At 61.7% G+C, this 12,084-nt stretch carries 11 protein-coding genes; 10 read left to right on the top strand and 1 reads right to left on the bottom strand.

Annotated features, from left to right (window positions below; translation table 11 throughout):
- Nucleotides 1–56: 56 nt before the first annotated feature.
- The 4 genes from HU715_RS19005 to HU715_RS18990 all read left to right on the top strand — a co-directional run bounded on the left by HU715_RS19005 (nucleotide 57) and on the right by HU715_RS18990 (nucleotide 3,778).
- Nucleotides 57–1,433 (top strand): L-serine ammonia-lyase, encoded by a 1,377-nt coding sequence (locus HU715_RS19005; RefSeq protein ID WP_186706342.1) that lies wholly within the window; start codon nucleotides 57–59, stop codon nucleotides 1,431–1,433.
- A gap of 31 nt (nucleotides 1,434–1,464) precedes the next feature.
- Complete coding sequence (gene gcvT, locus HU715_RS19000) at nucleotides 1,465–2,589, top strand: glycine cleavage system aminomethyltransferase GcvT (RefSeq protein WP_186706343.1); 1,125 nt, start codon at nucleotides 1,465–1,467, stop codon at nucleotides 2,587–2,589.
- 394 nt (nucleotides 2,590–2,983) lie between these two features.
- Entirely contained in the window at nucleotides 2,984–3,196 is a 213-nt protein-coding gene (locus HU715_RS18995) for a cold-shock protein (RefSeq protein ID WP_003175786.1), read from the top strand.
- Between the two features lie 93 nt (nucleotides 3,197–3,289).
- On the top strand, nucleotides 3,290–3,778 hold the full coding sequence (locus HU715_RS18990; protein ID WP_186706344.1) for an RDD family protein: 489 nt from the start codon (nucleotides 3,290–3,292) through the stop codon (nucleotides 3,776–3,778).
- A 180-nt stretch (nucleotides 3,779–3,958) separates the two neighbouring features.
- Here the strand turns inward: HU715_RS18990 and nadA are convergent, their stop codons facing one another.
- The gene (gene nadA, locus HU715_RS18985) at nucleotides 3,959–5,017 is read right to left on the bottom strand and encodes a quinolinate synthase NadA (protein ID WP_003205010.1); all 1,059 of its coding nucleotides are present in this window, start codon (nucleotides 5,015–5,017) and stop codon (nucleotides 3,959–3,961) included.
- A gap of 460 nt (nucleotides 5,018–5,477) precedes the next feature.
- Between nadA and HU715_RS18980 the strand changes: the two genes are divergently transcribed.
- The 6 genes from HU715_RS18980 (at nucleotide 5,478) to HU715_RS18955 (ending at nucleotide 12,069) form a co-directional block, all read left to right on the top strand.
- Entirely contained in the window at nucleotides 5,478–7,286 is a 1,809-nt protein-coding gene (locus HU715_RS18980) for a copper resistance system multicopper oxidase (RefSeq protein WP_186706345.1), read from the top strand.
- A 10-nt stretch (nucleotides 7,287–7,296) separates the two neighbouring features.
- Entirely contained in the window at nucleotides 7,297–8,199 is a 903-nt protein-coding gene (locus HU715_RS18975) for a copper resistance protein B (protein ID WP_186706346.1), read from the top strand.
- A 44-nt stretch (nucleotides 8,200–8,243) separates the two neighbouring features.
- Complete coding sequence (copC, locus tag HU715_RS18970) at nucleotides 8,244–8,621, top strand: copper homeostasis periplasmic binding protein CopC (RefSeq protein ID WP_186706347.1); 378 nt, start codon at nucleotides 8,244–8,246, stop codon at nucleotides 8,619–8,621.
- A gap of 4 nt (nucleotides 8,622–8,625) precedes the next feature.
- The gene (copD, locus tag HU715_RS18965; RefSeq protein WP_186706348.1) at nucleotides 8,626–9,537 is read left to right on the top strand and encodes a copper homeostasis membrane protein CopD; all 912 of its coding nucleotides are present in this window, start codon (nucleotides 8,626–8,628) and stop codon (nucleotides 9,535–9,537) included.
- Nucleotides 9,538–9,845: 308 nt separating this feature from the next.
- Nucleotides 9,846–11,033 (top strand): cyanate transporter, encoded by a 1,188-nt coding sequence (locus HU715_RS18960; protein WP_186706349.1) that lies wholly within the window; start codon nucleotides 9,846–9,848, stop codon nucleotides 11,031–11,033.
- A gap of 100 nt (nucleotides 11,034–11,133) precedes the next feature.
- Entirely contained in the window at nucleotides 11,134–12,069 is a 936-nt protein-coding gene (locus HU715_RS18955; RefSeq protein ID WP_186706350.1) for a LysR family transcriptional regulator, read from the top strand.
- Nucleotides 12,070–12,084: the final 15 nt, after the last annotated feature.

Here is a 12,084-nt window from a genome sequence, read left to right as displayed (position 1 = left end):
TCTACGCGAATCTCATAAAAACCGTCGATCTCATAAAAAGAAACCGGAGAAACACCATGTCGTTAAGCGTGTTCGACCTGTTCAAGATCGGTATCGGTCCTTCCAGCTCCCATACCGTCGGCCCGATGCGTGCCGCTGCCCGTTTTGTCGAGGGGCTGCGCCGTGACGATCTGCTTGAAAGCACTACCAGCGTCAAGGTCGAGCTCTATGGCTCGCTCGGAGCCACCGGCAAGGGCCACGGCAGTGACAAGGCCGTGTTGCTGGGCCTGGAGGGCGAGCACCCCGACACCGTGGACACCGAGACGGTGAACGCCCGGCTCCAGGAGATCCGCAGCAACGGTCGCCTGAACCTGCTCGGCGAACGCTCCATCGAATTCAATGAAAAGCTGCACTTGGCGATGATCCGCAAGCCGCTGGCCTTTCACCCCAACGGCATGATCTTCCGCGCCTTCGATGCCGCCGGGCTGCAAGTGCGCAGCCGCGAGTACTACTCGGTCGGTGGCGGCTTTGTCGTCGATGAAGACGCCGCCGGTGCCGACCGCATTGTCGAAGACGCCACGCCCCTGACCTTCCCGTTCAAAAGTGCCAAGGACCTGCTGGGCCATTGCAGCACCTATGGCCTGTCCATCAGCCAGGTGATGCTGACCAACGAAAGCGCCTGGCGCCCCGAAGCCGAGACCCGCGCCGGCCTGCTGAAGATCTGGCAGGTGATGCAGGACTGCGTGGCGGCGGGCTGTCGCAACGAAGGGATTCTGCCGGGCGGGCTGAAGGTCAAGCGCCGGGCCGCGGCGTTGCACCGCCAGTTATGCAAGAACCCCGAAGCCGCCCTGCGCGATCCGCTGTCGGTGTTGGACTGGGTCAACCTGTATGCCTTGGCCGTCAACGAAGAGAACGCCTACGGCGGGCGCGTAGTCACCGCCCCGACCAACGGAGCGGCGGGCATCATCCCGGCCGTGCTGCACTACTACATGCGCTTCATCCCCGGGGCTAGCGAGGACGGCGTGGTGCGCTTCCTGCTGACCGCCGCCGCCATCGGCATCCTCTACAAGGAAAACGCCTCCATCTCCGGCGCCGAAGTCGGTTGCCAGGGTGAAGTGGGCGTGGCCTGTTCCATGGCCGCCGGTGCCTTGTGCGAAGTGCTCGGCGGCACCGTGCAGCAAGTGGAAAACGCCGCCGAGATCGGCATGGAGCACAACCTCGGCCTGACCTGCGACCCGATCGGCGGCCTGGTGCAGGTGCCGTGCATCGAACGCAACGCCATGGGTTCGGTGAAGGCCATCAACGCGGTGCGCATGGCCATGCGCGGCGACGGGCATCACTTCGTCTCCCTCGACAAAGTCATCCGCACCATGCGCCAGACCGGCGCCGACATGAAAAGCAAATACAAGGAGACCGCCCGCGGCGGTCTGGCGGTCAACATCATCGAATGCTGACGCGCGTCATTTTCATTTTCCAGGAGTTGATATGTCCACCGAACAACTGTTGAAAACCCCGCTGCACGCCCTGCACCTCGAACTCGGCGCCCGCATGGTGCCGTTCGCCGGCTACGACATGCCGGTGCAGTACCCATTGGGCGTGATGAAGGAACACCAGCACACCCGCGATCAGGCCGGGTTGTTCGACGTGTCCCACATGGGCCAGATCCACCTGACCGGCGCAGGTGCTGCCAAGGCCCTGGAAACCCTGGTGCCGGTGGACATCATCGACCTGCCGGTGGGCATGCAGCGCTACGCCATGTTCACCAACGACAACGGCGGCATCCTCGACGACCTGATGGTCGCCAACCTGGGCAATGACGAACTCTTCCTGGTGGTCAACGCCGCCTGCAAGGATCAGGACCTGGCTCACCTGCAAGGGAAAATCGGCGACCAGTGCAGCATCGAGCCGCTGTTCGAAACCCGTGCCCTGCTCGCCCTGCAAGGCCCGGCCGCCGTCAACGTGCTCGCCCGCCTGGCACCGGACGTGGCGAAAATGACTTTCATGCAGTTCCAGCGCGTCACGCTGTTGGGCGTGGACTGCTTTGTCAGCCGTTCGGGCTACACCGGTGAAGACGGTTTCGAAATCTCCGTGCCCGCCGCCGATGCGGAAAAACTCGCCCGCGCCCTGCTGGCCGAGCCGGAAGTCGCGGCCATCGGCCTTGGCGCCCGTGATTCCCTGCGCCTGGAAGCTGGCTTGTGCCTCTACGGCCACGACATGAACACCGAGACCACGCCAATCGAAGCCAGCCTGCTGTGGGCGATTTCCAAAGTGCGCCGTGCCGACGGCGCCCGCGCCGGTGGTTTCCCCGGCGCCGAGACCGTATTCGCCCAACAACAGGGCGGCGTAAGCCGCAAACGCGTCGGCCTGCTGCCCCAGGAACGCACACCGGTGCGTGAAGGTGCGGAGATCGTCAACGAAGCCGGCGAGATCATCGGCGCTGTGTGCAGCGGCGGTTTCGGCCCGACCTTGGGCGCTCCGTTGGCGATGGGTTACCTGGACAGCGCCTATGCAGCGCTGGATACGCCGGTCTGGGCCATCGTGCGTGGGAAAAAGGTGCCTTTGCTTGTAAGCAAAATGCCATTCGTTCCACAGCGCTACTACCGCGGCTGATTGGTTGTTTCTATAAGTAACGCGATTGCGTTATACGTGCACTAATGTGTAACGCAATCGCCATAAAAAGGTGCATATCTTTAGAGGTGATCGTTCTTTATAACGTGGGCAAACAATTGAACTAGCCTATCGAATAACCCCCGCTCCGCAAGCGGCGTAAATGCTGGCAAGCTGAGCAAATACAGGGCCTTCCGGGGGGTTGTTTTTTCATTCGAAGTTGGCGTAGAGTTTGGTCACTGTGTTTGCATGGGTCGCTTGGAATCGTGACCTGGGCAGTAGCTTATGAAGTTCGCTACATCCCGTTCGACGTCTCTTACTTTCCTGCAACCCAGCCCCAGTACTCTTTCATGTGAAAGAGGCTGTCATCAATTTTAGCGTCAAAGGAAATAAGAAAATGTCTCAACGTCAGAGCGGTACCGTCAAGTGGTTCAATGACGAGAAGGGTTTTGGTTTTATCACACCTGAAAGCGGTCCGGATCTGTTCGTGCATTTCCGTGCCATCCAGGGCAACGGCTTCAAGAGCCTGAAAGAAGGCCAGAAAGTCACTTTCGTTGCCGTGCAAGGCCAGAAAGGCATGCAGGCTGACGAGGTTCAAGCCGAAGCCTAAGGCTTTCGCGAACTAAAAAGCCCCTGATTGATATCAGGGGCTTTTTTATGGGCGTAAATCCGTAAAATGGCTTCTTTTTTGTTCGAGGCCGTCATGTCGAAACACTTGCTCACCCCTCAAGGTGACTTTCCTCCCGCCGGCCTGGGCCGTCGCCTGGCTGCGATGTTTTATGACTTCTTGCTGTGCACGGCGCTGCTGATCGTGACCAGCGGTGCCTACAAGATGATCCAGATGGCGATTATCGGCGAAGAAAAAATGCGTGCCCTGACCGAAGCCGGTGCCCTGGACGGCGATCCGCTGCTGTCCACCGTGCTGCTGTTCGTGCTGTTCGGCTTCTTCGCCAAGTTCTGGACCCACAACGGCCAGACCCTGGGCATGCAGGTGTGGTGCATCCGTGTGCAGAACGCCGATGGCACCGCCATCAGCCTGTGGCAGGCGCTGTTGCGGTTCGTGGTGTCGATTGCGTCATTGCTGCTGGTGGGGCTGGGCTTTATCTGGGCGCTGTTCGACAAGCGCCAGCGCAGCTGGCATGACATCTACTCGGATACGCAGCTGGTGCGGATTCCCAAGAAGACCAAGTAGGAACGCACTACATCCCCGTGGCGAGGGAGCTTGCTCCCGCTCGGCTGCGCAGCAGTCGTAATCCAGCCAATGCGGTATGACAGAATAACCGCGCGGTGGCTCGTTTGGGGCTGCTACGCAGCCCAGCGGGAGCAAGCTCCCTCGCCACAAAATCTCGCAGCCCCGCAATCTTCTTCAGCTTCAGGCATTGCCCGCCAGCTTCATCCGCGCCGCCTGGGTGAAGTCCAGCATGCGCTTGAGCGGGCGAATCGCCTGGGGGATCAGCGCCGGGTCAACGAAGATCTCGTTGGCGCCTTCCTGCAAGCTCTTGAGCGTCCGCTCCAGGGTATTCATCGCCATCCATGGGCAGTGTGCGCAACTGCGGCATGCCGCGCCGTTACCGGCAGTAGGGGCCTCGATGAAGACCTTGTCCGGGCACAACTGCTGCATCTTGTAGAAAATGCCGCGGTCGGTGGCGACGATCAGCGTTTTGTTCGGCAGGGTCTGGGCTGCGGCGATCAACTGGCTGGTGGAACCCACCGCATCCGCCAGCTCGATCACCGAGGTCGGCGACTCCGGGTGCACCAGGATCGCGGCGTCCGGGTACAACGCCTTCATGTCCTCCAGCTGCTTGGACTTGAACTCTTCGTGGACGATACAGGCGCCGTCCCAGAGCAGCATGTCGGCGCCGGTCTTGCGCTGGATGTAGGTGCCCAGGTGCTTGTCCGGGCCCCAGATGATCGTCTCGCCGTTGTCCATCAGGCTTTCGACGATTTCCAGCGCGCAACTGGACGTCACCACCCAGTCGGCACGGGCCTTGACCGCCGCCGAGGTGTTGGCATAAACCACCACGGTGCGCTCCGGATGCTGGTCGCAGAACGCCGAGAATTCGTCCACCGGGCAACCCAGGTCCAGGGAGCAGGTGGCCTCCAGGGTCGGCATCAAAACGCGCTTTTCGGGGTTGAGGATCTTGGCGGTCTCGCCCATGAACTTGACCCCGGCCACCACCACGGTCTTGGCCGGATGGGCATTGCCGAAGCGGGCCATTTCCAGGGAATCGGAGACACAGCCCCCGGTCTCCTCGGCCAGGGCCTGGATGATCGGGTCACAGTAGAAGTGCGCGACCAGCACCGCGTCCTGAGCCTTGAGCTCAGCGGCGATGGCGGCGCGGTACCAGGCCTCTTGCTCGGCGGTCAGCGGCTTCGGCTGCTTGGCGTCGAGGTGGGCCTGGACCAGAAGGCGTTCGGAAATTTGCGTCATGTTCGCAAGACCTGCAAGCGCGTTTAGCGCGAAAGTCGAGTATACACCCGGCTCCGGACCACTCGGGTACCGCCGGGAAAGTGGGTATCAATCAGGCACGGGACAGCGTGAAGCCGGCAAGGCTACAGAATATCCCGTCGATGCAAAAGATCATTCTGACCTGTGCCCGACCACAAGCCAGGACGCAGCCCCCCGTGGCGAGGGAGCTTGCTCCCGCTGGGCTGCGAAGCGGCCCCAAAAAGGGCCGGGAACAACAGACTGGCAGATAGGATGGCAGATCTCGGGGCCGCTTCGCGGCCCAGCGGGAGCAAGCTCCCTCGCCACAAAAGCGCCCCGGTGCTCGCCTCGGGCAAGCTGACTGAAATGTAATCACCCGCTCCGCCGGCTTATGTCATCTTCTTTTCAACGCGACACTGGGGAACCGGTGTTCGCAGCGAATCGACGGACGGACTTTCATCCCATGCAAACAAAAACTTCCCGGCGAACCTTCGTAAAGGGCCTGACTGCCGGCGGCATCCTCGGCGGCCTGGGCTTGTGGCGTGCGCCGGTCTGGGCAGTCACCGGCTCGGGCCTGCCCAGCGTACTGACAGGCACCGAGTTCGACCTGTTCATCGGCGAAAGCCCGGTCAATTTCACCGGCAGCCCCCGCACCGCCCAGACCATCAACGGCGGCATCCCCGGCCCGCTGTTGCGCTGGCGTGAAGGCGACACCGTGACCCTGCGGGTGCGCAATCGCTTGAAGGACACCACCTCCATCCACTGGCACGGCATCCTGCTGCCGGCCAACATGGACGGCGTTCCGGGGCTGAGTTTCAAGGGCATCGAGCCCGGCGGCATGTACGTGTATCAGTTCAAGGTCCGGCAGAACGGCACCTACTGGTACCACAGCCATTCCGGTTTCCAGGAACAGTCGGGGGTCTACGGCCCGCTGGTGATTGATGCCAGGGAACCCGAACCCTTCCAGTACGAACGGGACTACGTGGTGATGCTCACCGACTGGACCGACGAAGACCCTGGCGCCCTCCTGCGCAAGCTCAAGAAACAGTCGGACTACTACAACTACAACAAACGCACCGTTGGCGACTTCATCGACGATGTGGGCAAGAACGGCTGGGCCAGCACCGTGGCCGATCGCAAGATGTGGGCCGAGATGAAGATGAACCCCACTGACCTGGCCGATGTCAGCGGCGCCACCTACACCTACCTCATGAACGGCCAGGCGCCGGACATGAACTGGACCGGCCTGTTCAAGCCTGGCGAACGTCTGCGCCTGCGCTTTATCAACGGCTCGTCCATGAGCTATTTCGACGTGCGCATTCCCGGCCTGAAGATGACGGTGGTGGCGTCCGACGGCCAATACGTCAAGCCGGTGAGCGTCGATGAGTTGCGGATCGCCGTGGCGGAAACCTATGACGTCATCGTCGAACCGACCCAAGAGGCTTACACCCTGTTCGCCCAGTCCATGGACCGCACGGGGTATGCCCGCGGCACCCTCGCGGCCAGGGCCGGGTTGTCGGCGCCGGTGCCGCCCCTGGACCCACGCCCCTTGGTGACCATGGACGACATGGGCATGGCGGGCATGGACCACAGCGGCATGGGCGAAATGAAAGGCATGGACCATGGCTCGATGCAGGGCATGGCGGGGATGGACGACAGCGCGATGCAAGGCATGGATCACAGCCAGATGCAGGGCATGGGTGACATGGCCGGCATGGATCACGGTGCCATGCAGGGCATGGACAGCATGCTCGCGCACCCCGACACCGAGAAAGACAATCCCCTCGTGGACATGCAGGCCATGGACGCCAAGCCCAAGCTCGATGACCCAGGCATGGGACTGCGCGATAACGGACGCAAAGTGCTGACCTACGCCGACCTGCGCAGCACCTTTCCCGACCCCGACGGCCGCGAGCCGGGCCGAACGATCGAGTTACACCTGACCGGGCACATGGAGAAATTCGCCTGGTCGTTCAACGGCGTGAAATTCTCCGACGCCGCACCGCTGCTGCTCAAGTACGGCGAGCGACTGCGTATCGTGCTGATCAACGACACCATGATGACCCACCCTATCCACCTGCATGGCATGTGGAGCGACCTGGAGGATGAGAACGGCCAGTTCATGGTCCGCAAGCACACCATCGACGTGCCACCGGGCGCCCGGCGCAGTTACCGGGTCACCGCCGATGCCCTCGGGCGCTGGGCGTATCACTGCCATCTGCTGTATCACATGGAGATGGGCATGTTCCGTGAAGTTCGGGTGCAGGAATGAGGAAGCGACCATGACCCCTATCGTGAAATACCCCGCCCTGCCCCTGGCCATTCTTGCTTTTGGCAGCAGCCTCTCGGCCTGGGCGGCGAACAATGACATGCCCGGCATGGACCACAGCCAGATGCAGGGTATGGACCACAGCCAGATGCAAGGCATGGACTCGATGCAGGGCATGGAATCCATGCAACCGGCGCCGACCAGCAGCCGCACGCCGATCCCGGCACTGACCGCCACCGACCGCGCCGCCGTCTACGAGGATCATGGCGGACACGCGGTGCACGACAGCGCCATCCATTCGTTTTTCCTCATCGACCAACTGGAGTGGCAAGACGCCGATGACGGCAGCGCCCTGAGCTGGGACGCCTCCGGCTGGATCGGTGGCGACATCGACCGTTTGTGGCTGCGCTCCGAAGGTGAACGCCTCAATGGCAAGACCGAAGAAGCCGAATTGCAGGCGTTGTGGGGCCACGCCATCAGTCCTTGGTGGGACGTGGTGGCCGGCGTGCGCCAGGACTTCAAGCCGGGCGATTCGCAAACCTGGGCCGCCTTCGGCGTGCAAGGCATGGCCCTGTACAACTTCGAGGCCGAGGCCACCGCGTTCATCGGCGAAGGTGGCCAGAGCGCGGCGCGCCTGGAAGGCGACTACGACATCTTGTTGACCAATCGGTTGATCCTGCAGCCCACCGCAGAAGCCAACTTCTATGGCAAGAACGATCCCGCCCGTGGCGTCGGCTCGGGCTTGTCGGACACCGAACTCGGCGTGCGGCTGCGCTACGAAATACGCCGGGAATTCGCGCCCTACATTGGCGTCACCTGGAATCGGGTCTACGGCAACACCGCCGACTACGTCCGAGAAGAGGGCGAAGACCGCAGCGAAGCCCGCCTGGTGCTGGGCCTGCGCCTGTGGTTCTGATTTGTTTCACTAAAAACTAAAAACCAAGTTGTAGGAGTCCTTGCATGTCAGTCATCAAAACCGCTGTTGTATTGTCCGTTGGCCTGTTGCTCAGTGGCCTGGCCCAGGCTCATCCAAAACTGCTGTCCTCCACCCCGGCCGAAGGTGCCGAAGGGGCGGCACCGGCAAAGATCGAGCTGCACTTTTCCGAAAACCTGCTGACCAAGTTTTCCGGCGCCAAGCTGATGATGACCGCGATGCCGGGCATGGCAGCGCATTCGCCCATGCCGATGCCGGCCAAGGTGTCCGGCAGCGATGATCCGAAAACCATGGTCATCACGCCGAATGCCCCTCTCACCGCGGGCACCTATCAGGTCCAGTGGCGCGCGGTTTCGTCCGACACGCACCCGATCACCGGCAACGTCACATTCAAGGTGAAGTGAGTTGATGAGTGACTCGATCAACATCGCGCTGCGCTTTGCCCTGTACCTGGATTTGATGTTGCTGTTCGGCCTGGCCGCGTTTGGCCTGTATAGCCTGCGAGGCCAGGAGCGGATGTCGGGTGCGCAGTTGCCTTTCGCGCCACTGCTGCTGGCCACGGCAGTGCTGGGTGGGTTGCTCTCCCTGGCCGCCATGGCGTGCATGGCCTGGGCCATGAGCGGTGTTACGGCGTGGGCCGAGCTGTGGCCGCACATTGAAATGATGGTCGTGGAGACCGACCTCGGCATGGCCTGGACCCTACGCATGGCGGCGTTGCTGCTGGCCGGTGTCGCCGTGACGCTCAATCAGCGTTGGCCGACCACCAGCCTCGGCCTGGTCGCGCTGGGCGGAGCCGTGGCACTGGCGACGCTGGCCTGGGCAGGCCACGGCGCGATGGATGAAGGGACACGCCGCAACTGGCATTTCATCACCGACTTTATGCACCTGTGGGCGGCGGGTGGCTGGGTCGGTGCCCTGGCTGCGTTTGCCCTGCTACTGCGCCAGGCCGAACCACAACTGGCGGTGCTGGCCCGGACATTGATCGGGTTTGAAACCGCCGGGGCGGTGATCGTGGTGGTTATCAGCGTGACGGGGGTGGTCAACTACCTGTTCATCGTTGGCCCAAGCATCGTCGGGGTGCTCGACAGCCATTACGGTCAATTGCTGGCGCTCAAACTTATTTTGTTCACGGCCATGCTGGTGTTCGCCGCGTTGAACCGATTTCACCTGAGCCCACTCCTGGAAAATGCCCGGCGAAGCGGCGAACACCGGGTCGCGGTGAATGCCCTGCGGCGCAGCATGGTCCTGGAGTTCTCCGTGGCGGTGGTCATCCTGGGGTTGGTGGCTTGGTTGGGGACGTTGAGCCCGGGGATGGAATGACCGGCACTCAATCCGTGGCGAGGGTGCTTGCTCCCGCTGGGGTGCGAAGCGCCCCCAAAACCTGAGCACTCGGTGTTTGGTCGCTCCCACGCTGGGCCTGTGGTGAACACAAGCCTCATGAACACCGCAGGAGCGTGGGAATGATCGATATCCTTAGGTCTGCTATCGCAGCCCAGCGGGAGCAAGCTCCCTCGCCACAAAAACCGGGTGGGCGGCATTTAATTATTCGATAAGCCCTGCCAGTTTTCAGTTTGCCCATCGCTAGGTGCCCTGGCCTAAATGAAGCTTTATCCAGCCAAGGCCCTGTCATGGAAAACGTTCGAACCTCAAGCACCCATGCCGTCTGGCTAATGGTCAGCATCGTGTGGGTGGCGCTGAACCTGCGGCCTTCGATGGCCGCCGTCGGGCCGCTGTTATCCGCCATTCGCGGGGAGGTCCCGCTGAGCTTCAGCACCGCTTCGCTGTTGACCATGTTGCCGGTCATGGCGATGGGCCTGGCGATGTTCCTGGGCATGCGCATCGCCCTGCGCATCGGCGAGCACCGCACCATCGTGCTGTCGCTGTTGATCATCGGTATCGCCACCGCATCGCGCTTGTACCTGGACAGCGCCGCCGAACTGATCGTCAGCGCGGTGTTGGCCGGGCTCGGCATCGCGTTGATCCAGGCGGTGATGCCGGCCCTGATCAAGTCGCGCTACGCCGACAACGTCTCGCTGTTCATGGGTTTGTATGTCACGTCGATCATGGGCGGGGCGGCGCTTGCCGCATCGTTTTCGCCGTTTGTCCTGTCGCAAACTGGCAGCTGGCGCATCGGCCTGGCGATCTGGGCACTGTTGGCATTGATCGCACTGGGTTGCTGGTACGCCCAGCGTGCAGCCGTGACCCCGTTGCCCGGAGCGCCTGTCCGGCAGCAAGCGTCATTCTTCAGCAATTCCCGAGCTTGGCTGCTGGCGATTTTCTTCGGCCTGGGCACCGCCTCCTACACCTGTGTACTGGCCTGGCTGGCCCCGTACTATGTGGAGAAGGGCTGGAGCGAACAACATGCGGGCCTGCTGTTGGGGTTCCTCACGGCCATGGAAGTGCTGTCCGGCCTCGTCACTCCGGCGATTGCCAACCGCAGCCGGGATAAACGCTGGGTCCTCACCGGCCTGCTGGCCCTGATCATCGGCGGCTTCTGCGGCCTGATCCTCAGCCCGGAACGTTTCAGCCTGTTGTGGCCCTGCCTGTTGGGCCTGGGCATCGGCGGCCTGTTCCCAATGAGCTTGATCGTCTCCCTCGACCACTTGGATAACCCGCGACGGGCCGGTGGCCTGACCGCGTTCGTGCAAGGCATTGGCTACCTGACCGCCGGGCTCTCGCCATTGATTGCCGGGGTGATTCGCGATCAGTCGGGCAGCTTCGAATGGGCCTGGTGGTCACTCACTGCCGTCATGGCGTTGATGCTCCTGATGGTCCTGCGCTTCGATCCCAAGCAATACGCGCGGCATATAGACTAGGCCCTGCACCTGACTGAAAGATAAAAGCCCCAGGCTCCTGTATAAATGGGGACTTTCGCCAGGACAAAGAGAGACGCAGGGATGACGCCGAGAATAGCTGATGCTGGTCAGTAACCTGCTCAGAAAGCTGGACATGCAAGACCTGATGGTTTTTGTAGCGGTGTACGAACAAGGCAGCGTCACCCAGGTCGCCGAGGCCCTATGCGTCAGCCAGTCAACCGTGAGCTACTGCCTGAGGAAACTGCGCACCAGTTTCCAAGAGGAGCTGTTCATCAATACCCGCTCCGGCATGCGCCCCACTCATAAAGCCACCGCCATGTACGGCCAGATACTGGGGGTTCTAGAGGCAATCAATCAATGCCATTCCGGTTTCCGGACATTCGATCCGAATCAGGAAGAAATCACCTTCAACCTCTGTGCGCCGGAATACTTCGAACTGCTGATCCTGCCCAAATTGGTCAAACGCTTCATCGGCAAGCGCTTTGCGGTGGTCATCAACACGACGAAATTTCATCGGGATATTCCGGTTGATGCACTGCGGGACGATCGCTTCGATCTTGTCGTCTGTTTCGGGCCGCACTTCCATGGCGACGTCAAGGGCCTGCGCTCGCAGGTGCTGCTCGAAGACGAGTTGGTGTGCGTGCTCGATAAAAGTTTCCCAGGGCCGCAAGAAAACTTCAGCCTGGAAGCGTTTGCCGCCCGCCAGCACGTATTTCCAACACCGTGGACGTCTGACACCAACATGATCGATGGCTGGCTCGCCCGACAGGGTTATAGCCGCAAGATAGTCGCAAGAGCCAACAGCTACGTAGCAGCGTTGAACCTGATCGCTGGAACCGACTTCGTCCTGACATTGCCTCGGCGTATCCAGGCATTGATTTGCGATCAAGCACGATTCGGCGAACACCCGCCACCCGCGGGCTTACCGAACTTTACCCTGGAGATGGTATGGAGCGAGAAAGCGAGCCAGGACAGCGCCAACATCTGGCTTCGCGAGCAGATCATGCAAGTATGCGCCGAGGAGGGCCTGCTCTGAGCCCCACTTCGGTGG

The organism is Pseudomonas zanjanensis, from assembly GCF_014268745.2.
Lineage (GTDB): Bacteria > Pseudomonadota > Gammaproteobacteria > Pseudomonadales > Pseudomonadaceae > Aquipseudomonas > Aquipseudomonas zanjanensis.
The sequence above is the reverse complement of the archived record's forward strand: the minus strand, read 5'-3'. Positions and strand labels throughout refer to the sequence as shown.

Coding starts and splice junctions, on each gene's coding strand:
- HU715_RS19005 (WP_186706342.1), top strand. CDS start 57: ATGTCGTTAAGCGTGTTCGACCTGTTCAAGATCGGTATCGGTCCTTCC.
- gcvT (WP_186706343.1), top strand. CDS start 1,465: ATGTCCACCGAACAACTGTTGAAAACCCCGCTGCACGCCCTGCACCTC.
- HU715_RS18995 (WP_003175786.1), top strand. CDS start 2,984: ATGTCTCAACGTCAGAGCGGTACCGTCAAGTGGTTCAATGACGAGAAG.
- HU715_RS18990 (WP_186706344.1), top strand. CDS start 3,290: ATGTCGAAACACTTGCTCACCCCTCAAGGTGACTTTCCTCCCGCCGGC.
- nadA (WP_003205010.1), bottom strand. CDS start 5,017: ATGACGCAAATTTCCGAACGCCTTCTGGTCCAGGCCCACCTCGACGCC.
- HU715_RS18980 (WP_186706345.1), top strand. CDS start 5,478: ATGCAAACAAAAACTTCCCGGCGAACCTTCGTAAAGGGCCTGACTGCC.
- HU715_RS18975 (WP_186706346.1), top strand. CDS start 7,297: ATGACCCCTATCGTGAAATACCCCGCCCTGCCCCTGGCCATTCTTGCT.
- copC (WP_186706347.1), top strand. CDS start 8,244: ATGTCAGTCATCAAAACCGCTGTTGTATTGTCCGTTGGCCTGTTGCTC.
- copD (WP_186706348.1), top strand. CDS start 8,626: ATGAGTGACTCGATCAACATCGCGCTGCGCTTTGCCCTGTACCTGGAT.
- HU715_RS18960 (WP_186706349.1), top strand. CDS start 9,846: ATGGAAAACGTTCGAACCTCAAGCACCCATGCCGTCTGGCTAATGGTC.
- HU715_RS18955 (WP_186706350.1), top strand. CDS start 11,134: ATGCTGGTCAGTAACCTGCTCAGAAAGCTGGACATGCAAGACCTGATG.